Raw genomic sequence first — 23,930 nt, forward strand, 5'->3', positions numbered from 1 at the left:
CCTTCGAAGAATAAGTGAAAAAAGTTTCAGGCCGCGGCCGATTTCTCGGACTCTTCGACCTTTTCAACCATGAAGACAAAGTCGGTCAGTTCGTTGATTGCGCTTTCGATATCGTCACGCTGCGCTTTCAACAAATTGATCCGATCGCGGCATTTTTCAATCGTCACGCGGCGCTGGATATTGCGACCGTCGTTCAAATCGTAAAGGTCAATCATTTCCCGAATTTCCGCAAGGCTGAACCCGACGCGCTTCGCGCGCAATATCCAGGCCAATCGCGCCCGATCTCGCTTGGAATATATCCGCGCCAGCCCGAGCCGTTCTGGTGATATCAGGCCCTGATCTTCATAAAATCGTAAAGCACGGGCGGTGACGTCAAATTCATTAGATAGATCGGATATCGTGAAGGAATCGCGATTGAATTCATCTGGTGTGTCAATCGTTGCATCGGCGTGCCCTTCATTGCGTGACAGATGATCCATGAAGACCCTTTCCCTTCTCATTGCACTAGCGTCACTACTTTACGTTAGCGTAAACGTCAATCGGGATTCTGCATCAGCCTGACTTTGGCAAGACGTCCGGCGATGTCCCGCCGGTGCTCTTTTCAGGCAAATCCGGGGCTGTTGCGGGTGCTGGCAACGGCTCCACTTTAGGTTCGGGCCGCTTGATCGGAGTAGAGATGTTCTGCAGCACAAGAACCTCTTGGTTCATTTGAGTCGCACCAAAAAGCGACTTTGCAAATGGATGCGGCAAACGAATGCAACCATGCGATGCCGGATAGCCCGGAAGGTGCCCGCCATGCAGGGCAATGCCGTCCCACGTCAGACGCTGCATATAGGGCATCGGCGCATTGCTATACAGGTTGGATTTATGATCGATGTTCTTCTGGAGGATGTTGAAATAACCGGTGGGCGTTTCTTTGCCCTTTTTACCTGAAGAAATGGTACTAAATCCAAGCAGTTTGTCGTTCTGGAACACGTAAATACGCTGGATATCGAGAACGATCACAATTTTCATCGGACCTTCATAAACTTCCTGCGTTTCCCAGACATATTGGCCCGGCTTAAGCGCGTCGACAGGTCCTTTCTTGCGGACCGGTTTAGGGACCGGTTTCGCAACCGGCGGTGGAGCAACCGGCGGTGGAGTGACTATAGGGGTACTATTCGGGGTACTTTGCTCAGGCACGGACGACTGGCTTGCCGGCGGTGACGATATTTGAAGAGCAGCAGACCCTTCTTCGGTTTGCGCCAATGCAGATACTGCAGAACAGATGAGGATGGTCGCGATAGATCTGCGAATGAACGCAAGGAATTGCATGAAATTGCCCCGGGTAAACGTTAAAGTGCGCGATGCGACCAGATTATTCTGACGTTCTTAGCAACTGTTTGAACCGGTTTCGACCCGATTATGCATATGACCAAAGAAATTATCGCGCTTAACCGTCCGCAATTTGCGGCCAAATGCTGGCCGTAAGGCTTTTGGCAATCCTTGATAGGCACTATCAGTGACATGATGACAGTTTTCGGACGCAGACAATTTATTCAATCGGCGATAGTGGGCGCAACAGCAATCGCGGCTCCGTCAACTGCAAGCGAAATCATTTTCCGTTCAGGCACCGGAAATCCTGCCGGCGCGGCCCCTCCTCCTATATTGCTCGCGCGGGCGAAGGCGGCTCTGGACACAAATCGCTCGCGTATCGTCGTTGTTGACAGGTTGGCCATCGCCGATTTTTCAAAACCCTCGCGCGACCCGCGTTTTTATATCGTCGATTTGCAAAACGGGAAAGCCACGTCATTTCTGGTGGCCCACGGCAAAGGATCAGATCCCCAACACAGCGGCTGGGTGCAAAGCTTTTCCAACACACATGGGTCAGAAGCCACGTCCGCTGGCGCTTATGTTGTCGGTGACACCTATTTCGGCCAATATGGAGAGTCGCGACGTTTGCTCGGCCTCGAACCGCAAAATGACCAAGCGGAGGCGCGCGCGATTGTCATCCATCCGGCCTGGTATGTGAACAGGTCACTCATTCAGGAACAAGGCAAAATCGGCAGAAGCCAAGGCTGCTTCGCCTTTGACCAAAATGATATCGGACAGATACTTCAACAGGTCGCGCCAGGCACGTTATTGTTCGCCGACAAGGCTTAGGTGCCTTTTTTCGTCAGAAGGCAGCGTTAGGGACAGTCCCCACGGGGACAGTCCCTGTAGAATCAGCGGGGACTGTCCCCAACACCTTCCTTTAAAATCAGCGGGGACTGTCCCTTCAGGGACTGTCCCCAACACCTTCTGCCCAAGCATCATCCCTTAAACACGCCGCATATCATGCGTTTGCCGCTATTTCCTGTTGGGTCGGTTTTATAATCATCCGCCTTTTCGTGAACAATCAGCGCCGCGCCGTCCGCATCGAGCAAACCGCCTTCGCCTTTTAACACTATATCGGGCATCTGGAATTCCAACGTCATCTTTTTATCGGGACCGGCAACGGCATTGGGAAGGTCACCATTATGCGGGCCCATCGGGTTATCGCGCCCATGTTGTTTCATCCCGGGGTTCCAATGCCCCCCTGCACTGGCGAAATCGGGTCCTTCGCACTTCCCAATGCTATGCAGGTGCATTCCGAAAGTACCGGCAAGCGTCGCTTGCGATTTCAGGCTAAAGAAAACCCCGTTACCTCGCTTTGTTATCGTTGCCACACCCGCAGAGGACCCATCGCCGCGCACCAAATCCGCCGTGAATATGTCGGATGCGGCCGGAGATGGCGCAATTGTTGTGCACCCTGCGATCAAGGGAAGGAACAGCACCGGCAGAAATTTACGCATGTCATCGTCCTCAATCAGATCATGATATTATCAAACAAGGCGTGATTTATATCCATAATCTCAACCTGTTCAAATTTTAATCGGCCCTGATCTTAGCCTTCCGCCCAAAGATCACGTCCGACGCCTTGGGCATAGAGCAACGCCGTCAGGTCGTTGTGCCGAATGGCAAAATTGGAGGCAGAGGCCAAAACCGGTCTTGCGTGATATCCTGCACCGATCCCGCCCCCGGCAACGGCAGACGCGACCATCGGCAAATCATTTGCACCGTCACCCACAGCAACAGCCATTTCCATAGATATGCCCTGCCCCGCCACCGCTGATTCCAGAACCGCGCGTTTTGCAACCGCATCGACGATATTTCCAATTAGAGCGCCCGTCAGTCGGCCATCAACGATTTCCAAAACATTGGCGTGCACTTCCGCAAAGCCCAGAATGCAGGCGACAGTGTTGGTGAAACTTGTAAAACCGCCCGATACAAGTACATTGTGGGCGCCCCAAGCGGCCATAGTACGGACCAATATTTCTGCGCCCTGCATGGGACGGACCCGTTCTTCTATACATTGGGCAATGATTTTCTCGTCCATGCCGGCCAACAGCGCCACCCGTGCTTTCAACGCCTCGGCAAAATCAAGCTCGCCTGCCATTGCACGCTCGGTAATCGCGGCGATTTCGGCCTTTATACCGGCATAGTCAGCCAGTTCGTCGATACATTCGACGGTAATCATCGTGCTATCCATATCGGATACCAGCAACATCTTGCGGCGATGGAGGCTGGATTGGCAGATGATGTCAAAATCCGCCTCAAGCGGGGACAGCGCCAGACGGGCGTTTGCAATATCGCCGGTAAAGCCGATGTCCAGGGCTTTGCCGGCATCGATCCATTCAATCTCCGCCGGGATGCAGCCTGCCTGCGCCAGACGATCGCAGGCTTCGGAAATTACTCCGCTCTCGGCGAAATCTGCTGCTATTAACGTTGCGATGGGCATACCGAATCCTGAAACAAAGCCGAAGTTGGCGCTTATTGCGGGTCCAACCGCCAGCGGCAAGACCGCACTCGCGCTGCATCTGGCAAAAAAGCGTAATATTGTGATTATCAATGCCGATAGCGCGCAAGTATATTCCGACTTACCGATATTGAGCGCGCAACCATCGCCCGAGGAATTGGCAAGCACAGCACACCGTCTGTTCGGTTACCTCGATGGGGCGACACCATGTTCCGCGGCGCAATGGGCCGCCGACGCCAAACTGGAAATCGCAAATGCCCATCAATCCGGCGCTTTACCTGTGTTGGTCGGGGGTACCGGACTTTACCTGAGAACCTTGCTGGATGGAATTGCGCCGATTCCGACTATCGACCCTTTGGTGCGTGCCGCGATCCGGAGCCAGAATGTGGTGGACAGCTTTGCGGCGTTGCAAAGCCTGGATCCTGTCATGGCCGATACCTTGTCCCCAACCGACAGCAGCCGTATCGCCCGCGCGCTGGAGGTTGTTCAGACAACCGGGCGCAGCATCGCCGATTGGCGGCGGGATAAAGTCGGGGGGATCGCTGACGATGTTGACCTTCGACCGGTGTTATTGCTGCCTCCGCGTGATTGGTTGTACCAACGATGTGACCAGCGATTTGACGGCATGATGGATGCCGGTGCGCTCCACGAGGTTTCCGCCTTGCTGGCGCGCAATTTACCCGGAGATGCGCCGGTTATGCGGGCGATTGGAGTGCGCGAAATATCCGCCTGTCTTTCCGGCGAAATAGCGCATGATGAAGCCATCAGACTGGGTAAAATTGCGACAAGGCAATATGCAAAACGGCAATATACATGGTTTAGAAACCAATCACCGGAGGATTGGACCCGGATAGAAAATGTTATATGTATCGAAAATGGGAATGAAATTGAAAGATTATTACAATAATAATGATTGACACGGCATAATCTAATAACTAGTGGCACCCCTCTTGCTAAATCTATTGCAGCGCAGCATGGCAAAAAGCCATATCGCGCGGCGATGTAAACATTATCGAACAGGACAACAAAGTGCCCGAAAAATCCGGTGCGGAAATATTGATCGACTGCCTCGTTGAACAAGGGGTGGATACCGTATTCGGATATCCCGGCGGCGCGGTTTTGCCGATTTACGACGCCTTGTTCCAACAGAAAAAGATCAAGCACGTCCTTGTCCGGCATGAGGCTGGCGCTGCCCATGCGGCCGAAGGCTATGCCCGATCCACCGGCAAACCCGGCGTTGTTTTGGTAACGTCCGGCCCCGGGGCGACCAATGCGGTGACGGGTATCGCTGACGCATTTCTGGATTCGATACCGATGATTGTCCTTACCGGACAAGTCGCGACCACCCTGATCGGCACCGATGCCTTTCAGGAAGCGGATACGGTCGGCATCACGCGGCATTGTTCGAAGCATAATTATCTGGTGAAAGACCCCGCCGACCTCGCCACCACCGTGCGGGAGGCGTTTATGATTGCGACCAAGGGCCGGCCCGGCCCGGTTGTCATCGACATCCCCAAAAATGTGCAGGTCGCAACCGCGCGCACCGACATAAAGAACACCACACCCAATCGTTTTCACCCGGCGGGTGAAGCGGATTATGGCGCTATTAACCGGGCCGTGGAACTGCTTGCCAACGCCAAGGCACCTATTTTTTATACAGGCGGTGGTATCATCAACTCCGGCCCGCACGCCAGCGCCGCTTTGCGTGAACTGGCCGAACTATGCGGGGCTCCGGTCACATCGACGTTGATGGGCCTTGGCGCGTATCCGGCCTCGGGCGACGCATGGCTAGGGATGCTTGGGATGCATGGCACCTATGAAGCCAATATGGCGATGAACCAGTGCGATGTGATGTTTTGCTTTGGCGCGCGCTTTGATGATAGGGTCACGGGTCGGCTGGATGCATTTTCCCCTGACAGCATCAAGGTGCATATCGATATCGACCGCAGCTCAATCAACAAGACCATCCGCGTCGATTTGCCGATCGTGGCCGATGTCGGCATCGCCTTGCAACAGATGATCGACGTCTGGAAGGGGCGCAAATATAAGCCGCAGCCGCTGACCGAATGGTGGGCGCGGATCAAGGGATGGCGCGCGGTGGAATGTTTGAACTATCCCGGCAGCGCCGCCGAAATCATGCCGCAATATGCCATCGAACGGCTGTTTGCCGCAACGAAGGACAAGGCCCCGATCATCACGACCGAAGTTGGACAGCACCAGATGTGGGCGGCGCAGCATTTCCATTTTGATGCGCCTAACAAATGGCTGACCAGTGGCGGCCTTGGCACGATGGGTTATGGCCTGCCTGCCGCCATTGGCGCACAAATGGGCAATCCCGACGCGCTGGTCATCGATATCGCCGGTGAAGCATCGATCCAGATGAACATTCAGGAAATGGGCACCGCCACCCAATATCGCCTGCCGGTGAAGGTCTTCATCCTCAACAATGAATGGATGGGCATGGTCCGCCAATGGCAGGAACTGACCTATGAAAGCCGCTATTCCGAAAGCTATTCGGACAGCCTGCCCGACTTTGTCGCATTGGCCGAAGCCTATGGCTGGAAAGGCATACGTTGCGAAAAGCCGGAGGAACTGGACGCGGCCATTGCGGAAATGCTTGCCTATGATGGCCCCGTCATGTTCGATTGCCGCGTTTCGAAAAAGGCGAATTGCTTCCCGATGATCCCGTCGGGCGCCGCGCACACGGAGATGATCCTGAATTCCGACGAAGTTTCCGGAACGATGGACGATGAAGCAAAGGCGCTGGTATAATGCATATCAAGGAAGAAATCTCCGAACGGCACGTGCTGACGCTCACCGTTGATAACGAAGCCGGTACATTGGCCCGAATCGCCGGCATGTTCACATCGCGCGGGTACAATATCGATAGCCTTACCGTCGCCGATATTAGCGAAGACCATACGACAAGCCGCATCACCATTGTCACCAAAGGCCCACCGCCCGTCATCGACCAGATTATCGCGCAGTGCGAACGTCTGGTACCGGTGCACAAGGTAACCGACCTGACCGAGGCAGGCCCCCATGTCGAACGCGAACTGGCGCTGGTAAAGGTCCAGGGGTCCGGCGACCAGAGGGTCGAGGCGATGCGGTTGGCCGACATTTACCGTGCCCGCGTCATAGACGCGACGGTCAGCAGCTTTATTTTTGAAATCACAGGTGGCCCCGACAAGATCGACACCTTCGTCACATTGATGCGCGAAGTCGGCCTTGTCGAGGTTGGCCGCACCGGAATTGTTGGCCTGATGCGGGGCAGCGAAGCGAGTTAAATATAAGGGATTCAAAACCGCCGTCACCCTGAACTTGTTTCAGGGTCCTGCTTTCGACGGCGCAATATTAAGACCCTGAAACAAGTTCAGGGTGACGATAATGGAAAAGGGAATATTAAGATGAAGGTTTATTACGACGCCGATTGTGACCTCGGCCTCATCAAGGACAAGAAGATCGCGATTGTCGGCTATGGCAGTCAGGGTCATGCCCATGCGCAAAACCTGCGCGACAGCGGCGTTGCCGATGTGGCGATTGCCTTGCGCGCTGGATCAGCCACCGCAAAGAAGGCCGAAGCCGCCGGTTTCAAGGTCCTCGCCAACGCCGATGCCGCGGCTTGGGCGGACATTTTGATGATCCTTGCACCCGACGAGCATCAGGCGGCAATCTATGCGGATGACCTGCACGCCAATATGAAGCCCGGCGCGGCACTCGCCTTTGCCCATGGCCTCAACGTCCATTTCGGCCTCATTGAACCACGCGCCGATGTCGATGTCATCATGATCGCCCCCAAGGGCCCCGGCCATACGGTCCGCAGCGAATATCAAAAGGGCGGCGGCGTCCCCTGCCTGATCGCCATTGCGCAAGATGCCAGCGGCAACGCACATGACATCGCGCTTGCTTATGCCAGCGGTGTTGGCGGCGGACGCAGCGGGATTATCGAAACCAACTTCCGTGAAGAGTGCGAAACCGATCTGTTCGGCGAACAGGCCGTTCTATGCGGCGGCATCACCCATTTGATCCAGGCCGGATTCGAAACCCTGACCGAGGCGGGATATGCCCCGGAAATGGCCTATTTCGAATGCCTGCATGAAACCAAGCTGATCGTCGATTTGCTCTATGAAGGCGGCATTGCCAATATGCGCTATTCAATCAGCAACACCGCCGAATATGGCGACATCACCACAGGTCCTCGCATCATCACCGATGAAACCAAGGCCGAAATGAAGCGCGTTTTGGCCGACATCCAGTCGGGCCGCTTCGTCAAGAATTTCGTGCTCGACAACCGCGCCGGTCAACCCGAACTGAAAGCCGCGCGCAAGGCGGCGGCTGCCCATCCGATCGAAGCCACAGGCGCCCAATTGCGCGCCATGATGCCATGGATCGCAAAGAATAAGTTGGTCGACCAAGCAAAAAACTAGGCAGTTGGGTTTAAGGGGACAGTCCCTAAAGGGACAGTCCCCGGAGCTGTGTCCTACGGGGACGGTCCCCTTGGGGACTGCCCCCATCGTCGTGTTAAGGGGACAGTCCCTAAAGGGACAGTCCCCGGCGTCGCGTTCCACGGGGACTGTCCCCTTGGGGACTGTCCCCAACACATCAGTCACTATCAAAGCTTGACTATTTAAGTGGACACATCAACATTGGTGCGTCCCCTTTTATTTTTGGAGCATCCCCCATGCGTAAACTCTTACTCGCCCTTCCCCTGTTGGCAGCCGTTCCCTTGATGGCGCAAAGCGCACCACAATTGCCCGGTGTCGCCGATGTGAGCCGCGTTGCCGCCGGCACATATAAAACAGACCCAGGCCATACGTTGATCGGCTGGCGCGTCAGCCATTTCGGCTTCAACGATTATTTCGGTATTTTTGGCGACGCCACCGGTACTCTGGATATTGATCCTACAAACCCGAATGCGGCCAAGGTCGACATCACTATTCCGGTTGGCAAATTGACGACTGCCAGTGCAGGCTTGACCGGCCATATGCTGGCGCCCGGTAAGAATGGCGGGAAAGCCGACTTTTTCGGTGCTGCCCCTGCAGATGCCAAATTTGTGTCGACCAAAGTCGAAGCCAGCGGCATGACGGCAAAGATCACAGGCGATCTGACGCTTAATGGCGTAACAAAGCCCGTTGTACTGGACGCAAAGTTTTCGGGCGCAGGTAACAATCCGTTCAACAAGAAAGCCACGGTCGGCTTTCACGCCACCACGACCATCAAGCGGAGCGAATTTGGCGTGTCTTATGGCGTTCCGGTTATTTCCGACGACGTGGCGCTCGATATTTCAGTCGCGTTCGAAAAAGCGTCCTGATGTTGGGGAAAGTCCCCGCATGAAGCAACGCCGGGGACTGTCCTTTTATGGACGGTCCCCACGTAGGACGTAGACTATGAGGACAGACGTTTTACCGCCTGCCCCCATGCCGCCCACAAATCATGCTCCGAATTTGGCGTCATCGGGGAATGTTGGCCAATTCACATCGCCTTGCTTAATGAATCCCGCGATGTCTTTGAGCCACATCGCCCGCACTTCAGCGTTAAAGTTGAGGTAGAGTTTTCCATCAACCACGCGATATTGTTTCGGATCACCGGGTGCGAGATAGCCGCGTGCCATTGCCCATGAACAATGACCGCCATATTGCGGCGCGAATGCCGCCGGATCGGCTTTGAAAGCTTCGGCGTTTTCAGCATTCGCAAAATGATAGTCGGCACCGTCATAACGCACGGTAAACGCCGCATTGCCCTTTACAGGCGTGCCATTGCCGCGAAAATAGCTGACGGTATCAAAACCATTAACCGCGACACCCTCATTTTGCGAGGCAACATAGACCGGACGAGCCACTGCGGTTTCGGCAAACACCAACGGTGCAGCAACTCCAGTGGCAAGAATCAGGAGCAAAATTTTCTTCACGCGACACACTCCATAAAAAAGGTGCCTGACCGCTATGATGAGGGGGGGGCCATATTACGGTCAGGTTATTACCCTGTTCGGTGGTCCGGTCCATTTGGTTTCAAGGTACGAAATTTAATTCTCGAAATTTTGAAAAATCACCCAAGCCCCCCAACAAATCCGCCACCGCCTGTCCAAAAAGCCCCGTCACCCCACCCAAAAAAAACGTCACCCTGAAACAAATTGTGCTCTGCAGGCCTTCGGCTCTAGAGTGACAGTTATATTTAAGGCAAGAACCAATCCCCCTCCCGCTTGCGGGAGGGGTTAAGGGAGGGGGCGTGCCGCAGGCGCGCCTTGGGACCTTACCGACTCAGCCTCCCCCAGCCCCTCCCGCAAGCGGGAGGGGAGGCATGTGCGCCAGTTCACCCCCCGCTTGCGGGAGGGGAGAAAGAGGACCAAGTCCCTCTCCCTTGAAGGAGACAGGGGCGAGAGATATTCAAACAAGCAATGCTCTCAACGCAAAAACCTATCCGCGGTAAACCTTGTCCAGATTTTCCTTCGCCGCGCGATACTCGCTTTCCAGCTGGTCGACAAATTCGGCCACCGTCTTCACGGCTTTAACGGCGCCTATTCCTTGGCCGGAGCCCCATATATCCTTCCACGCCTTGGCCTCGCTGTTGCCACCGGATCCGAAGTCCATGGTCGAAATATCGCCCTTGGGCAGGTTATTGGGGTCCATACCAGCGCGTTCGATTGACTGGCGCAGATAGTTACCGCTGACGCCGGTGAACAGGTCGGAATACACAATATCGGCGGCCTTTGCCTCTACGATATTGTCCTTATATCCTTCGACCGCATTGGCTTCTTTGGTCGCGATAAACGCGCTGCCGATATAGGCGAGGTCTGCGCCCATTGCCTGCGCCGCCAAAACGGATGCGCCGTGGGCAATCGAACCCGAAAGCGCGACAGGCCCATCAAACCATTCCCGGATTTCACGCATCAAAGCGAAAGGCGACGTAACGCCGGCGTGACCACCTGCTCCCGCTGCGACCGGGATTAAGCCATCCGCGCCCTTTTCAATCGCCTTGTGCGCGAAACGGTCGTTGATGACATCATGCAGGACAATTCCGCCCCAGCTATGCACGGCCTTATTCAATTCTTCCTGCGCGCCCAAAGATGTAATGGTCACAGGCACCTGCCATTTGGCGCAGGTCGCGATATCTTCTTGGAGGCGGTTGTTCGATTTATGCACGATCTGGTTGACGGCATAAGGTGCGGCCGGACGGTCTGGATTGTCGCGGTTATGCGCGGCCAGTTCCTCGGTAATCTGGTGCAGCCATTCGTCAAGCTGGCTTGCCGGACGGGCATTCAGCGCGGGAAAGGATCCGACGACGCCTGCCTTGCATTGCGCGATCACCAATTCGGGACCCGAAACGATGAACAATGGGGAACCGATAATCGGCAGACGGAGTTTGTCAAAAATTGCCGGAAGAGCCATAGGTCGAATCCTCTCTTAATTGCGTGTTTAATCGCCGGTTAGCCACAGCCGGTTGTCGCTGTCAAATGGCGGTTTTACGAACAGCCGTGCCGTAGCGGCAAAGATAGGGTGTGGACCTTCGCTGTAGCTTTTATACCCCCCTCGACTTCATGGTCCGCCCGATGCAATAAGAGCTTATGACAAAACTTACCCATCTCGATGCCACAGGCGCTGCACATATGGTGGATGTGTCGACAAAGGCGGACACCGCGCGCGAGGCCGTTGCCGAAGGTCGCATTTCAATGTCACGCGACGCACTGGACGCGATCCGCGAAGGCACCGCCAAAAAAGGCGATGTATTGGCCACCGCGCGCATCGCGGGCATCATGGCGGCGAAGAAAACGGCCGAACTCATTCCCCTGTGCCATCCGACGATGCTGTCGAAAGTGGCCGTTGATTTTGCATTTGAAGAAAGCGGCATCCGCGCGACCGCTGTGGTCCGGTTGAATGGACAAACCGGCGTTGAGATGGAGGCGATGGCCGCAGTTTCGGTCGCGCTTTTGACTATATACGATATGGCCAAGGCGGTTGATAAGGGCATGGTGCTGTCCGGGATCCAGCTTCTATCGAAGACGGGCGGGAAATCCGGCGAATGGAGCCGCGGCGAATGTTAAATGTCGCGGAGGCACAAGCCCGATTATTGGCGCTGGCCGATCCACTGCCCCCGATCAGCAGGCCGGTTGCCGCCTGTGTCGGCCATTATCTTGCTGAACCGGTCATCGCACGGCGCACGCAACCATCGGCAGATTTATCGGCAATGGATGGCTATGCCATTCGCTTTGCCGACTTGCCCGGCCCTTGGCACGTTATTGGCGAAAGCGCGGCGGGGCGGCCCTTTTCCGGCGATGTCGGTCCGGGCGAAGCCGTGCGGATTTTTACAGGCGCGCATGTGCCAAAGGGCGCCGACAGCATTTTGATACAGGAAGAAACTTCGCGTGACGGCGTCACCCTGAATCTGGCCGGTGATGGGCCACCGGAAACCGGCGCGCATATCCGGCGCAAGGGTGGAGATTTTTCAAAGGGCGACGCTCTTTTGACACCGGGCCAAAGGTTGAATGCAGGGGCCATAGCCGCTGCGGTGATGGCAGGATATGGCGCGCTTTTTGTCGGTCGGCGACCCAAAATCTCGATCATTGCAACCGGCGATGAGCTGCAACCGGCAGGGGTCGAGTGCGATGATGCCCATATCCCTTCGTCAAACAATGTCATGTTGTCGGCGATGCTGGCGTCCCTGCCCTGCGACATTGACGACAGGGGGATCGTTGCCGACCGGCTTGAAGACATCGAGGCAATGCTGCGTGCGTGCATCGGATCCGACATTATAGTGACCAGCGGCGGCGCGTCGGTGGGCGATCATGATCTTGTGCAACCGGCATTGCGGAACGTCGGTGCCGAGATTGATTTTTGGAAAGTTGCTATGCGGCCGGGCAAGCCGTTGATGGCGGGTCGGCTTGGATCTTCGGTTGTGCTGGGATTGCCGGGGAACCCCTCCTCCGCCTTTGTCACCGCGTTTTTGTTCCTGTTGCCTTTATTGCGACATTTGGCCGGGTCCAAAGCTCCATTTCCGGAGAGTTTTCTGCTGCGGGATGAATGCACATTGCCCGAACCGGGCCCACGCACCGAATATTTCCGCGCTTTGATAATAAATAGTTATATTTCAGATATTTACAGACGCGACAGCGGCTTAATAACCCCACTTTCGGAGGCCAATGCCCTGATCATCAACCCCCGGAAAAACCTGCCCCAAGCTTCAGCCGAGTCAAAAAGATATTATCATTTGTTGGATTGAATGTTGGGAAAGTACGGAATTTATTGTTCTTGACTTGATCCAATATGTTCCCTAATCGTTCCTGCCATGTTCAAACCATCGGGAACACGATAATGCTCACCGCGAAACAACATGAATTGCTTCTTTTCATTCATCAACGCCTGGAAGGCAGCGGTATCTCTCCTTCTTTTGAAGAGATGAAGGAAGCTTTGGACCTGAAGAGCAAGTCAGGTGTGCACCGGTTAATTGGCGCGCTTGAAGAACGTGGATTTATCCGGCGGCTGGCCAATCGTGCCCGCGCACTTGAAGTGATGAAGATGCCCGAAGGCGGGAGCAGCAGGTCGGCTACGATCACCAAGCTGACCCCTGCCATCGCTTCAAACAAGGCGCAGGTCAATCTGCCAGTGGCGGCCAATGACGTTCTGGAAATTCCTTTGCACGGCAAGATCGCTGCCGGTGTTCCGATTGAGGCGTTGGAGGGTCAAAGCTCGCTTTCGGTGCCGATGGCTTTGTTGGGCAGCGGAGAGCATTATGCGCTTGAGGTGTCGGGCGACTCTATGGTCGAAGCGGGCATTTTGGACGGCGACTATGCCCTGATCAAAAAAGCGAACACAGCGCGGGATGGCGAAATTGTCGTTGCCTTGGTGCGCGGTGAAGAAGCAACCTTGAAATATCTGCGCCGTGATGGACAAAGGATCCGGTTGGACCCCGCCAATCAGGCTTACGAACCGCAATATTTCGAGGCGCATGAGGTTGAGGTGCAGGGCAAGCTTGCGGGGCTATTACGGCGCTATCATTGAGGTAGGTCGGCCTGTGCCCTTGCGGCACGGGCGGCCTTTACCCAGGGATAATGCGCGTTGTTGTCATTGACGGTCACAAGCCTGTTTTGTGGTAAATAGAAGGCCAGCCCCCCGGTTTCGGAGAGCATTTTCCTATCTGCCTTGAACCATCTGGGCCGACAAGAAAATGGCAACCACCGGTCGCTGATCACGATATCAACCCGCTTGCACGCCGCTGCCATTTCCATCGCCGGTATCGGATATGGCGTTCGGGTGGCAAGGATCAACCACTTTCGCCCGTCGCGGAGTATCGATATGACGCAGTTATCAGGCGAACATTGCGCGCCGCGCCATCGTTCAATCGCTATCGGCTCAACCTGTGTTCCCGCCTTTTCCATCAACATATCCCGAGAAAACTCGCCAATTTGCGAACGTGAAAACGCAACATCCCCATCGGGCTGGACCAAAGCCAAATGCTGCCCATCCCCCGTCACCAAAATGTCAGGGCGCGGCGAAGTGAACATCGCAAGAAATCCGGCTACCAACGATACAAACCCTGCAAACCGCAATCGGCTCTTCAGTAACCCTGCGATCAACCCTCCCCCAATAATGGCCAGAAACGCCCAAAGCGGCATAGCCGGCAACATTGTGACGGCTCCAGGCAGTCCGCTGAAATATCGCGCAATCATCAGGATTGCCATGATACCCTGCCCCGCAATCCACCAGAATGGCGCGCCTAATCCTGCAATATCCGCAATCAAAGCCAATGCTTGCGAGGGCATTATGATAAAAGTGGTCAATGGGATGGCAACAACATTGGCCAATGCACTATACATTCCAGTGCGATGGAAATGGAACAAGGCGATTGGTGCCAACACCAGCTCTATCGCGACACCGGTGATGATCAAAGTAACCAAGCCGCGCGCCATCCGCGCAATAAAACCCTCTTCTTGTAGTGCGGTCCATTGCTTCATCCACGCCGTTTCGTGCAAAAGTAAAATAGTTGTCACCGCAGCAAAGCTGAGCTGGAAACTTGGCCCCGCCATAGATTCCGGCCAAAGCAGCAAAATGACGCAGGCTCCAAATGCGACCAGTCGAAGCGTCAGTGCATCCCGTCCTATTGCCAGGGCAAGAAGGATAAGAAGGGCCGCAATGCATGACCGGACCGTTGGAACTTCTGCACCTGCGAGCAACGTATACGCAACTGCGCCCAAGGCCGCAAAGCACGCCGATAATAACGGAACCGTAAGTCGAAGCGCGACGGGGGGAATTAACGACAAGGTTCTGCTGCTCAAAAGGAACAGGAAACCTACCACAGCGGTGACGTGCAAACCGCTGATCGATAACAGATGCGCCATTCCGCTATCTCGCATGGCCTGTGCATCCACCGGATCAATATTCCCTTGATCGCCGGTTATCAGTGCGGCGCCGATTTCGCCCGTGGTTTTGGGCATTTGGCGAATGATATGCTGGGTCAACGCTGTGCGAGCATCGCCGATAATCGAGCCATCTTCAGAATTTTTATAAATCGAAACCGGGCCAATCGCGCTTCCGGTCGCGCCAATGCCTTGGAACCAGGCGCGCCTCGCAAAATCATATCCTCCGGGCAAGGCCGGCGCAGCGGGCGGCATCAGCCGCGCGCGGGTCAAAATAATTGCACCGACCATGAAATTCTTGTTTTCATATTGTTCGGGCTTGAGGTTGATCCTGATTTTTGGCGGCAGGCTGTGCTGACCGCCGGTTTTCAGTTCAAGGCGAACAACGTCGCGCGCTCCAAGCCTTTCGACCTTTGCAATTCTGCCGTACAATGTGCCAACCCAGATTTTACCCAAAACCGGGGCGGCAACCTGATCAGATTTTACCGCGATGGCGCCATAACCCACCGACAGGGCAATGCCGGCTATCACAAGCACCTGGCCAAATCTGCGTTCGAAACCGACATATATTCCGCCGATCGAAATCGATCCGAAGATCAAAAGGAACGGAACAATCCTGTCCGTTCCTGCAAATTGCCAAAGTCCAATCCCAATCCCGATAAATACGGGCAACCACAGCGGCAATTGATCGCGTTCATGATCGAACCAATTTTCTATCCGAGGGATGATATGGGTTGGATATACAATTTTCCATCGTCGCGCGCGCATACAATAGCCGAAAAACCCAATCATGTCAGGAGCGTAGCATCTATGTCACAGATAACAAATATAACTACGGCGAAACTAAATGCTTTGCCTTGACGACCGTGTATTTTCACACCATTGCCGACAAAATGATAATGCCGGTTTCTCCAGCAGAAATAGCGGCAGTTGAGGGGCCTAAAGCAAACACATCTGGCGTTTATTATGCCTTTTGTCGAACATGGAACTTGGTTTGGGAGTGTGCTTGAACCATGGGGCTTGAAACAGGGACATCCGGTGCACCGGGTTGAAAATAATGGAGTTTGAAAATGGCTGAAAACAATGCAACGCTGACAATTGGGGATAACAGCTACGCACTGCCTATAATGAAAGGCAATGAGGGGCCTGACGTTCTAGACATCCGTAAATTATACGGTGCTTCGGACCATTTCACATTCGACCCCGGCTTTACTTCAACGGCAAGTTGTGAATCAGCCATTACATTCATTGATGGTGACGAAGGCATTTTGCTTCACCGTGGCTACTCAATTGAAGAGCTCTCCGAAAAATCGAGTTTCATGGAGGTTTCGTACCTTTTACTGAACGGAGAGTTGCCCAGTAAAACGCAGTTGAGCGAATTCAGCCACACCATTTCACGGCATACAATGTTGCATGAACAACTTGCGACCTTTTATCGCGGTTTTCGTCGCGACGGCCATCCGATGGCGATCATGTGCGGTGTAGTCGGGGCGTTATCGGCATTTTATCATGACTCCACCGACATCAGCGATCCAACCCATCGCATGATTTCGAGCCATCGGTTGATCGCAAAGATGCCGACAATCGCCGCAATGGCCTATAAATATTCCATAGGTCAGCCCTTCCTTTATCCGGATAACAGCCTGTCTTATACAGGTAATTTTCTTCGCATGACCTTTGGCGTGCCGGCGGAACCTTATGTGGTAAATCCGGTCATCGAGCGGGCGTTGGATCGCATTTTCATTTTGCACGCCGACCATGAACAAAACGCATCCACCTCCACGGTGCGCCTGGCCGGTTCGTCCGGTGCAAATCCATTTGCTTGCATCGCGGCAGGCATTGCATGCCTCTGGGGCCCAGCACATGGCGGGGCTAATGAAGCCGCGCTTAACATGCTTCGCGAAATTGGGACGCCTGACCGAATTCCGCATTATATCGAACGCGCAAAGGACAAGAATGATCCGTTCCGTTTGATGGGCTTCGGACATCGCGTTTATAAAAACTACGACCCTCGGGCGACCGTGATGCAGAAAACGGTAAGAGACGTTTTGACTGAATTAAAGGTGAGCGATCCAATTTTTGACGTGGCGCTTCAGCTTGAAGAAATGGCATTGAACGACCCATATTTCATCGAAAAGAAACTGTTCCCCAATGTCGATTTTTATTCTGGAATAATCTTGTCGGCTATTGGTTTCCCGACAGAAATGTTCACGGTATTGTTCGCCCTTTCCCGAACCGTCGGCTGGGTCGCGCAATGGAACGAGATGATTTCGGATCCAGGCCAGAAAATCGGACGCCCGCGTCAGCTTTATACGGGCCCACAGTTGCGCTCTTACCCCTCATTTGATGATCGGTAACCGGTCAGGAGTTTGGAAGGCGGAGGACGAATTTGGCTCCTCCCCCTTCTGATTCCGTTACCATAAGTTCGCCACCCATGGCGCGTGCCAGTCGACGGGAAATATAAAGACCCAGACCGCTACCGCCGTCACCCGATCTGCCAAGCCTTTCAAATTTTTGAAAAACTTTTTCGCGGTCATCAACGGATATTCCTTTTCCCTCGTCGCTGACAGTTACAACGGCATATCCGTCGATGGTCGCAGTTTCGATAATTACGGTTGTACCGTCGGACGAATACCGAATGGCGTTATTGACCAAGTTTAGCAGAATTTGTAATGTTCTGCGGAATTCGGCAATTGCTACGACATTTGTAATATCCGTCGGTGTAGTGATTTTAATTCGGTGATCGGCGGCTTTTAGCGCGAGTAATCCGGCAACCCTCCGCGCTACATCGCCCAATTCAATGGTGTCGCGAGCCGTCTGAAAATCGCTCCGTTCTACCGCTTCCAAATCACCCAGATCATCAACCAATGCCGACAAATGCCGCGCGGCATTGGCTATATCTCGGGCATAAAGTGCATAATTTTCTCGTATCGGCCCCTGCAACTCTGCACCGATTGTTTCCGCATTCGCTATTATTCGCCCCAGTGGTTGCCTCAGAACAGGTGCTAGATTCTTGCCAAAAAGATTGCCCGCTACATCGCTGCCCACTGTATTTACCGCCGGTAATGTCGGCTCGCAAAGCGCCTCAAATCGGAGCCTGTATCCCGCGATTACTTGCTGGTCATCCATTATTGGCTGGCCGCTGACATCAATGGTCAAACCATCAAATAACCGCTTGAATGGTGTATTCTTGAAAATGGCTCCAACTGACATTGCGTCAATAAGACTTGATAAGGTTTCGCCGTTTTCGAAAACATTTGAAAGCACGTCTGCGCCACTTTTGCCAAAGTCAGAGGATACTAAACCGTGTGCCGTAATACCCTTCGCATTTATTAAACGTACCTTTTGATCAAAGATCATCTCGTTTTCGAACCGGGACGACGTTGTTGATGATAACAGATCCTTCTTTTTGGATACAGGCAATGCCCGCCATCCAACAATCGAAACTTTGGCGATGTGCGGCGTAGGATATACTTCGATCCAAAGCTCCAGATACTCGTCGGTGTCGGCAACGCGGACTGCGCGTGATAGCTTCATTTGCAAGTTGAGTGATAACTTGATGATCTTGGCGATTGCCGGAACCGCAAGTAATCCACCGTCCACCCCACCAGCTCGCCGATTTAACCGCAGCAAAGCATCGTCAGCGCGCAGCAGCCGCCCGTCCAGATCGACTTCTCCGCAAATTGGGCGTGATAAGTTTGAACCGTTCATCCGGCTTTGCCCGAAGCTAGATATTGCGATCTTTCTGAAGCCCAGAACGCAATTTCTTCCAATGCATCTTCGCGCGTAATTTCACCATAACCCGCTTCAAAGACACCGAAGTCATGGGACGAAATACGGTCTCCGTAAAACAGAAGTATATTACGGATTGCTTGATCTTTGGCAATATCGCAGGCGGCAAGCATTAGAGCATATGGCGCCGGCGAAGATGCATTCAGCAGGTGTAACACATGATCATAATCCAATTCCAATTGGGCCGATAATGCCGCTACGTGTAAGCACAGACCGGAAACCTCTGGTCGAAAGAAATCTTTAACTTCCGCGTTGCTCGAAAAATGTACGATCTTTCTGGCGGCATCCAAAGCGCGATCAGCCTCGGAATATTGCGAAATCAGTAGTTTTGTTGATGAGATTATTTCAGGATTTCTGCCGCCTTCAGTAACCTCGACTGCCGCGACAATTCTCCAGCATAATTTGTGTAATAGCTCGGGAGACAGACCAAGAAAGCTGCTCCCTGCACCGAATTTATGCAAACTTTCCGCCGCTAACAATGTTTGCGCGGCATCCGCGATGTTACCATCCGAATGATCAAGCAATTTTGTGGCCAAAGTTGCCATTGGAGTTGCTAAAGACGCCTCTAGACGTTCTTCGGCTGTCCGCGCCAAAGTGAAATCAATTAAGTCTGCTTCACGTAAAAATCCCGAAGACGCCAGAACGCCCCAGGTTTTAGAAACATGCGAATTTGAAGCACTGTGTAGTTTGGCTTCCAGATCGGACACCAACTGGATAAGCTTTGCCGATACATTGTTAATTGTGGCTTCGCTTGGAGGATTCATTGCCTTTGGAAAAATAATTGCCGCGACGTCGCTGCACATTGCATGGACGTTGCTAGCATGCCGGGCTGCAACTTTGGATAATTCCAAATTTTCGTTAAAACCGTGATCCAACGGATTTTCCAAGCTGATTATGGCATCAATGGTAACCGTAAAAGGTTAACGTCACTTTAAGTCTAATCATTCTTTACGTGTTTTCTATCAGATAGATATCGCCCCCCGATAAGGAGTGCGAGCTGGGCTATCATCAAAAATTTAATTCCCATCAAAAATGCCGATGCCAACGCAAAAAAGACCAAGAAAATGGCAATAAGCGAGGGCGAGAATAATATGGTTTCTATCCAGCGGGGTAAGCTCAACCGTTGCGCCAGAACGGCCAACCCCATTATCATAGCCATGAAAATGATCGGATCGGATCCATCATTGCTATGCGAATGAGCAACCGCAAAACCTGATATGCAGATTATTAGCCAGAACAGCCGATCAAACCCAGCGCCGGTGTTCGGAACTTGTGCTGCGCCGCGAACAATTATATTTAGATAGTTGCAAAACAACGCTAACAACGCTGCAAACAAGGCCCAGATCGTCATATCGAACAGGGCAAATCCGACACTTACCGCGGCACATGTGCTGCCGAAAAATCTTAAGAGCGATGAAAGTCGATGTTTTTTCCAGATCTTAGGAGCCAACAAACCCGCGATGGGAGCGAATAGAAATCGCTCAACCCATCCCTTCGTTATTTCGGCGCGACTTTTGATGATATGTTGGCTTAGTCTCTCCGCTTTGTGTAAATCACCGAGTATCGCGATATCCATATTCTGCAAATTAGCTTGCATAATCGGAAGGAACGCGACCTTTTTTTGAATGGCGTGCCGAAGTAGAGACGACATCAAGCTCCAATCATCAGGAAGATCGCTGATGGTTTGAACCACATTGGCTTCAAGTGAAGCAAATCCTGCCCAGCGGGTATTTAGATCGATCCGTTCAAAGTCGGAATTTTCATCACGGCTATCTAATGTCGCTATATATGAAGTGTCTTGCGACATGAGTTGAGACATCAAAGCATCTGAATAAAAATGATCTTCTGCCAGAATGAAAAGCTTCATTCCATCTTGCACCAGCGATCGAAGATCATTGGGCGTTCGGGCAAACTCTATCGAAACTCCATCCTGCCGTAGGCGATCAACAAGCGCTAACAATGGGCCAGAAACATTGTCCACTTCGATAATAAAAAACGAGCAACCCGCGTTTCGAATGGCCTTTAACTGAAGCTCTAATACGCTTTGCCCCGCTACCTGAATCGCATCACGCCCAGGTTTCTCATCAGAAACATGTGCATTGACATTAGCGATCGATAGAAGGGCTACGCTATTAGCTTGGTGACCAGAGTTAGGCATCATGCAGCCCGATATGGGCTATCACGTCTCATTGCCAACAATTTTATTTGGAATGCATTTACAGAATGCGGCGATGTCCGCTGCATTCTGTGGCGACCCGGATAAGGTCCCGATAGCAACTTTAAATATTATGCTCTGATTTCGTGGGTCTCGATTTCGTTTATCGCAGCAACAATTTTTCGCAAAACCACAGGGTCGCCAGGAGCCCCATCCACCGCTTCGTCCGCTAAAACCATTAGCCGAGTTGCGCCAAAGCTTGCTGCCAACCCTTTTAATCGCCAACTTGTGTATTGCCAATTTGCGTCGCAACGCGACCGAGAAAGCAGGCTTAACTGCCTTTTTGCACTATCGACAAATGACGCACGAAGTTCCGCGATGAGCGTATCATCTTCGCCTGCAGCAGCTTTCAAGGCTGTGTCAAAAGAGCCATAATCTATAGACATTCAAAACTTATATCGAACATAGGGTTAACTTTGCGTTTCCCTGTGGATAAAATATGGTAAACAGGTTGTTATGACTGCACGATCAAAAATTATCGGCCTCAACAGGCAAATGGAACCGAGCGAATTGGCAATAGATTTGCAGGTTTCCGAAGCTTCGACAGATAGCTCACCTTTCATAACCGACGCGGACCTTGAAGGTGGTGATCCTGAGCTTGATTGGGAATATCAAAATGATAGCACAAGTAACTGGAAACAATATATAATTCCTTGCTTCATACTTGCTCTTTCTATTTCCTGGACTGCCTTTTTTACGGTTGTATATTATGCAGAAGCGTCGCTTGGGCTGTCGATCGAACGCTCAATTTCTTTAATCAGCATGTGGGCTATGCCGATGCTGTTACTTGCAGTTGGCTGGCTGATTACGATGCGACACAGTCGCTCAGAATCGGTGCGTTTTGGCAATGTCGCGTTATCGCTTAGAAAAGAAAGCATGGCGCTTGAGCGTAGAATGCGGACTGTTAACGAAGAAATTTCTATGGCGCGCCAATTTTTGGCGCAAAATGCACTTGAATTGGAATCAGTTGGAAAGCGTTCATCCCAACATATGATTGAAGCGGCCGGGATATTGTCGGAAGCATTGGCCGACAGTGACCAAAAGGCGAAGACTTTAGAAACGGTCAGTAACGCCGCGACGACGAATCTCGAGCAATTACGCAAGCATTTGCCGGTGGTTACAAGCGCGGCCAAAGATGTAACGAACCAGATAGGCAGCGCGGGAAGCAACGCGCAGCTTCAAATAAAACTTTTAATATCAGGCCTTGAGCGCATCAGCGAAGCAGGCATTTCAACGCGGGAATATATTGATCAGGTAGGCACGCGCGCCGACGTGGTTTTCGAGAAACTCGACAAAATATCTCGTGAAAGTGCCAGTACCCTGGAAATTGCAAGCACCGAAAGCGAAAAGCGGGCGGCTGTGTCGGCTGAGCTTTTAAGCAATGCAGCCGATAATATGATTCAAAAAGTGGGATCAACTCTCAACAATTTGGATCACTTTGTGGAAAAGAGCGCAGCGAAAATTGGTGAGAATTTATCGGAGGTCGAAAAAAGTCTCTCCGGATTATCACAACAATCGGAAGAAGAACGAGGGCGGATATTCGCCATCATCGGCGAAGTTGAAAAGCATATTGGATTAAGTTCCGCCAGAATTACGGAAATAGATCAGGCCGCGACCGACCAAACGGCAAAGTTGGCGTTTGCCGTTTCAGCGCTAAGCGAAAGTACGCGGGCTGTTGGCGCCGACCTGAATAATAATCAGCATATAACACAATCACTTATGGAACTTTCAAATCGACTGTTAACAGCACTGAATGCCGTTAATACAGAAATTTCCAGCAAGATTCCTGAATCCATTGCAATGATGGATTCGCAATTTTCGTCTGCGGCCGAACAACTCAATACCGCTTCGGGTAGCGCAAATGAACTTAATGCGCTCAGTGAAGCACTGATCGAAAAAACACATATTCTTGGGAACATGATCCACGATCAGCGGGAAAATGTTGAGAAAATTATGGCCGACAGCGATGCACATTTTGTTGCCCGCCATGAACAGGTCGAAACACTCACGTCCGCGCTCGCCGAAACACGTACCTTGCTTGATGCAATTACCGAAGAGGCACAAGCCAAGCTGAACGAGTCACTCAACGGATTGCGTGAAACCACGCAAAAGGCAGCTCATGACAGCCGCGAGATTATTGATGCAGAGCTTGTTCATGTTGCGGACCGGTTGATCGAACAGAATCAACAGTCCCTAGCCAAGGCAATCGACGTCCAGATCAAATCAATGAGTGAGCTTGTTCAAACAGCCGTTGAACGAAATCTGTCGTTGTCAGAGGCGTCAACAATTGCGATCACGGCTCAGATTGCAGAGTTAAATGAGCTCGCAAACAATCTCGAAAAGCGCATCACGGAAAATCGCAATAGCTTCGAGGGAATTGACGACGACAGTTTCTCGAGACGCATGGTTCTGCTCACGGAATCCTTGAATTCCACGTCTATTGACGTTGCCAAGATACTTTCCAATGAAGTGACCGACACTGCCTGGGCAGCTTATCTAAAAGGTGACAGAGGCGTCTTTACCAGGCGTGCGGTTCGGCTTTTGGATGCTGGTGAAACGCGGACAATTGCAACGCACTACGGACAGGATGCGGAATTTCGTGAGCATGTAAATCGCTACATTCATGATTTCGAAGCCATGATGCGCGTTTTGCTTAGCACGCGTGACGGGAACGCAATCTGTGTTACGTTGCTTTCATCCGATGTCGGCAAGCTATATGTTGCCTTGGCCCAAGCGATTGAACGGCTTCGCAATTGAAC

The 23,930-nt window shown here is 52.6% G+C and carries 22 protein-coding genes; 11 read left to right on the plus strand and 11 right to left on the minus strand.

The window, feature by feature from the left end:
• Positions 1-26 precede the first annotated feature (26 nt).
• Positions 27-479 (minus strand): MerR family transcriptional regulator, encoded by a 453-nt coding sequence (locus ACKVOS_RS05450; RefSeq protein WP_409211002.1) that lies wholly within the window; start codon positions 477-479, stop codon positions 27-29.
• A 73-nt stretch (positions 480-552) separates the two neighbouring features.
• Positions 553-1,314 (minus strand): L,D-transpeptidase family protein, encoded by a 762-nt coding sequence (locus ACKVOS_RS05455; protein ID WP_409211003.1) that lies wholly within the window; start codon positions 1,312-1,314, stop codon positions 553-555.
• Between the two features lie 192 nt (positions 1,315-1,506).
• Between ACKVOS_RS05455 and ACKVOS_RS05460 the strand changes: the two genes are divergently transcribed.
• A complete protein-coding gene (locus tag ACKVOS_RS05460) occupies positions 1,507-2,142 on the plus strand; it encodes a murein L,D-transpeptidase catalytic domain family protein (RefSeq protein WP_409211004.1) in 636 nt (211 codons plus the stop codon).
• A 149-nt stretch (positions 2,143-2,291) separates the two neighbouring features.
• Here the strand turns inward: ACKVOS_RS05460 and ACKVOS_RS05465 are convergent, their stop codons facing one another.
• The gene (locus ACKVOS_RS05465) at positions 2,292-2,813 is read right to left on the minus strand and encodes a superoxide dismutase family protein (RefSeq protein ID WP_409211005.1); all 522 of its coding nucleotides are present in this window, start codon (positions 2,811-2,813) and stop codon (positions 2,292-2,294) included.
• A gap of 92 nt (positions 2,814-2,905) precedes the next feature.
• On the minus strand, positions 2,906-3,799 hold the full coding sequence (gene serB / locus ACKVOS_RS05470) for a phosphoserine phosphatase SerB (RefSeq protein WP_409211006.1): 894 nt from the start codon (positions 3,797-3,799) through the stop codon (positions 2,906-2,908).
• On the opposite strand from serB, the gene miaA reads away from it, so the two are divergent.
• The 5 genes from miaA to ACKVOS_RS05495 all read left to right on the plus strand — a co-directional run bounded on the left by miaA (position 3,792) and on the right by ACKVOS_RS05495 (position 9,128).
• Entirely contained in the window at positions 3,792-4,724 is a 933-nt protein-coding gene (gene miaA, locus ACKVOS_RS05475) for a tRNA (adenosine(37)-N6)-dimethylallyltransferase MiaA (protein WP_409211007.1), read from the plus strand. The two genes, serB and miaA, sit on opposite strands and share 8 nt — an antisense overlap.
• Before the next feature lie 122 nt (positions 4,725-4,846).
• The gene (locus tag ACKVOS_RS05480) at positions 4,847-6,589 is read left to right on the plus strand and encodes an acetolactate synthase 3 large subunit (RefSeq protein WP_409211008.1); all 1,743 of its coding nucleotides are present in this window, start codon (positions 4,847-4,849) and stop codon (positions 6,587-6,589) included.
• Positions 6,589-7,104 carry an acetolactate synthase small subunit gene (gene ilvN, locus ACKVOS_RS05485; protein WP_409211009.1) on the plus strand — a complete coding sequence of 172 codons (516 nt, stop codon included), beginning with the start codon at positions 6,589-6,591 and terminating at the stop codon, positions 7,102-7,104. Before ACKVOS_RS05480 ends, ilvN begins: the two co-directional genes overlap by 1 nt.
• A 120-nt stretch (positions 7,105-7,224) precedes the next feature.
• Complete coding sequence (gene ilvC, locus ACKVOS_RS05490) at positions 7,225-8,244, plus strand: ketol-acid reductoisomerase (protein ID WP_409211010.1); 1,020 nt, start codon at positions 7,225-7,227, stop codon at positions 8,242-8,244.
• 254 nt (positions 8,245-8,498) lie between these two features.
• Complete coding sequence (locus ACKVOS_RS05495; RefSeq protein ID WP_409211011.1) at positions 8,499-9,128, plus strand: YceI family protein; 630 nt, start codon at positions 8,499-8,501, stop codon at positions 9,126-9,128.
• 120 nt (positions 9,129-9,248) lie between these two features.
• Here ACKVOS_RS05495 and ACKVOS_RS05500 read toward each other — a convergent pair whose 3' ends face one another.
• Together ACKVOS_RS05500 and ACKVOS_RS05505 are read right to left on the minus strand one after the other, a co-directional pair.
• Positions 9,249-9,725 carry a YHS domain-containing (seleno)protein gene (locus ACKVOS_RS05500; protein ID WP_409211012.1) on the minus strand — a complete coding sequence of 159 codons (477 nt, stop codon included), beginning with the start codon at positions 9,723-9,725 and terminating at the stop codon, positions 9,249-9,251.
• Positions 9,726-10,230: 505 nt separating this feature from the next.
• Entirely contained in the window at positions 10,231-11,202 is a 972-nt protein-coding gene (locus tag ACKVOS_RS05505; protein WP_409211013.1) for an NAD(P)H-dependent flavin oxidoreductase, read from the minus strand.
• A gap of 176 nt (positions 11,203-11,378) precedes the next feature.
• Between ACKVOS_RS05505 and moaC the strand changes: the two genes are divergently transcribed.
• The 3 genes from moaC (at position 11,379) to lexA (ending at position 13,809) form a co-directional block, all read left to right on the plus strand.
• A complete protein-coding gene (gene moaC, locus ACKVOS_RS05510) occupies positions 11,379-11,855 on the plus strand; it encodes a cyclic pyranopterin monophosphate synthase MoaC (protein WP_409211014.1) in 477 nt (158 codons plus the stop codon).
• Positions 11,849-13,030, plus strand: a complete 1,182-nt coding sequence (locus tag ACKVOS_RS05515) for a molybdopterin molybdotransferase MoeA (RefSeq protein ID WP_409211015.1) — start codon at positions 11,849-11,851, stop codon at positions 13,028-13,030. The genes moaC and ACKVOS_RS05515 overlap by 7 nt, the downstream gene beginning before the upstream one ends.
• 92 nt (positions 13,031-13,122) lie before the next feature.
• Complete coding sequence (gene lexA, locus ACKVOS_RS05520) at positions 13,123-13,809, plus strand: transcriptional repressor LexA (RefSeq protein WP_409211016.1); 687 nt, start codon at positions 13,123-13,125, stop codon at positions 13,807-13,809.
• Here lexA and ACKVOS_RS05525 read toward each other — a convergent pair.
• Positions 13,803-15,956, minus strand: coding sequence for a ComEC/Rec2 family competence protein (locus ACKVOS_RS05525; protein WP_409211017.1), 2,154 nt, complete (start codon positions 15,954-15,956; stop codon positions 13,803-13,805). The genes lexA and ACKVOS_RS05525 overlap by 7 nt on opposite strands.
• Before the next feature lie 278 nt (positions 15,957-16,234).
• Here ACKVOS_RS05525 and ACKVOS_RS05530 point away from each other — a divergent pair, with 278 nt between their 5' ends.
• The gene (locus ACKVOS_RS05530) at positions 16,235-17,521 is read left to right on the plus strand and encodes a citrate synthase (RefSeq protein WP_409211018.1); all 1,287 of its coding nucleotides are present in this window, start codon (positions 16,235-16,237) and stop codon (positions 17,519-17,521) included.
• A gap of 4 nt (positions 17,522-17,525) precedes the next feature.
• On the opposite strand, the gene ACKVOS_RS05535 is transcribed toward ACKVOS_RS05530, so the two are convergent.
• The 4 genes from ACKVOS_RS05535 to ACKVOS_RS05550 form a co-directional block, all read right to left on the minus strand.
• Positions 17,526-18,875: a sensor histidine kinase gene (locus ACKVOS_RS05535; RefSeq protein WP_409211019.1), complete on the minus strand. Its 1,350-nt coding sequence runs from the start codon at positions 18,873-18,875 to the stop codon at positions 17,526-17,528.
• Complete coding sequence (locus ACKVOS_RS05540) at positions 18,872-19,843, minus strand: hypothetical protein (RefSeq protein WP_409211020.1); 972 nt, start codon at positions 19,841-19,843, stop codon at positions 18,872-18,874. Before ACKVOS_RS05540 ends, ACKVOS_RS05535 begins: the two co-directional genes overlap by 4 nt.
• Before the next feature lie 50 nt (positions 19,844-19,893).
• Positions 19,894-21,117 (minus strand): hypothetical protein, encoded by a 1,224-nt coding sequence (locus tag ACKVOS_RS05545; protein WP_409211021.1) that lies wholly within the window; start codon positions 21,115-21,117, stop codon positions 19,894-19,896.
• Between the two features lie 125 nt (positions 21,118-21,242).
• The gene (locus tag ACKVOS_RS05550; RefSeq protein WP_409211022.1) at positions 21,243-21,557 is read right to left on the minus strand and encodes an Hpt domain-containing protein; all 315 of its coding nucleotides are present in this window, start codon (positions 21,555-21,557) and stop codon (positions 21,243-21,245) included.
• A gap of 70 nt (positions 21,558-21,627) precedes the next feature.
• Between ACKVOS_RS05550 and ACKVOS_RS05555 the strand changes: the two genes are divergently transcribed.
• Complete coding sequence (locus ACKVOS_RS05555) at positions 21,628-23,928, plus strand: hypothetical protein (RefSeq protein ID WP_409211023.1); 2,301 nt, start codon at positions 21,628-21,630, stop codon at positions 23,926-23,928.
• Positions 23,929-23,930 lie beyond the last annotated feature (2 nt).

The sequence above is a fragment of the Sphingorhabdus sp. genome, from assembly GCF_046154385.1.
GTDB lineage: Bacteria > Pseudomonadota > Alphaproteobacteria > Sphingomonadales > Sphingomonadaceae > Sphingorhabdus_B.

Coding starts and splice junctions, on each gene's coding strand:
- ilvN (WP_409211009.1), top strand. CDS start 6,589: ATGCATATCAAGGAAGAAATCTCCGAACGGCACGTGCTGACGCTCACC.
- moaC (WP_409211014.1), top strand. CDS start 11,379: ATGACAAAACTTACCCATCTCGATGCCACAGGCGCTGCACATATGGTG.
- ACKVOS_RS05460 (WP_409211004.1), top strand. CDS start 1,507: ATGATGACAGTTTTCGGACGCAGACAATTTATTCAATCGGCGATAGTG.
- ACKVOS_RS05515 (WP_409211015.1), top strand. CDS start 11,849: ATGTTAAATGTCGCGGAGGCACAAGCCCGATTATTGGCGCTGGCCGAT.
- ACKVOS_RS05455 (WP_409211003.1), bottom strand. CDS start 1,314: ATGCAATTCCTTGCGTTCATTCGCAGATCTATCGCGACCATCCTCATC.
- ACKVOS_RS05535 (WP_409211019.1), bottom strand. CDS start 18,875: ATGAACGGTTCAAACTTATCACGCCCAATTTGCGGAGAAGTCGATCTG.
- serB (WP_409211006.1), bottom strand. CDS start 3,799: ATGCCCATCGCAACGTTAATAGCAGCAGATTTCGCCGAGAGCGGAGTA.
- ACKVOS_RS05465 (WP_409211005.1), bottom strand. CDS start 2,813: ATGCGTAAATTTCTGCCGGTGCTGTTCCTTCCCTTGATCGCAGGGTGC.
- lexA (WP_409211016.1), top strand. CDS start 13,123: ATGCTCACCGCGAAACAACATGAATTGCTTCTTTTCATTCATCAACGC.
- miaA (WP_409211007.1), top strand. CDS start 3,792: ATGGGCATACCGAATCCTGAAACAAAGCCGAAGTTGGCGCTTATTGCG.
- ACKVOS_RS05530 (WP_409211018.1), top strand. CDS start 16,235: ATGGCTGAAAACAATGCAACGCTGACAATTGGGGATAACAGCTACGCA.
- ilvC (WP_409211010.1), top strand. CDS start 7,225: ATGAAGGTTTATTACGACGCCGATTGTGACCTCGGCCTCATCAAGGAC.
- ACKVOS_RS05555 (WP_409211023.1), top strand. CDS start 21,628: ATGACTGCACGATCAAAAATTATCGGCCTCAACAGGCAAATGGAACCG.
- ACKVOS_RS05545 (WP_409211021.1), bottom strand. CDS start 21,117: ATGATGCCTAACTCTGGTCACCAAGCTAATAGCGTAGCCCTTCTATCG.
- ACKVOS_RS05550 (WP_409211022.1), bottom strand. CDS start 21,557: ATGTCTATAGATTATGGCTCTTTTGACACAGCCTTGAAAGCTGCTGCA.
- ACKVOS_RS05525 (WP_409211017.1), bottom strand. CDS start 15,956: ATGATTGGGTTTTTCGGCTATTGTATGCGCGCGCGACGATGGAAAATT.
- ACKVOS_RS05495 (WP_409211011.1), top strand. CDS start 8,499: ATGCGTAAACTCTTACTCGCCCTTCCCCTGTTGGCAGCCGTTCCCTTG.
- ACKVOS_RS05505 (WP_409211013.1), bottom strand. CDS start 11,202: ATGGCTCTTCCGGCAATTTTTGACAAACTCCGTCTGCCGATTATCGGT.
- ACKVOS_RS05450 (WP_409211002.1), bottom strand. CDS start 479: ATGGATCATCTGTCACGCAATGAAGGGCACGCCGATGCAACGATTGAC.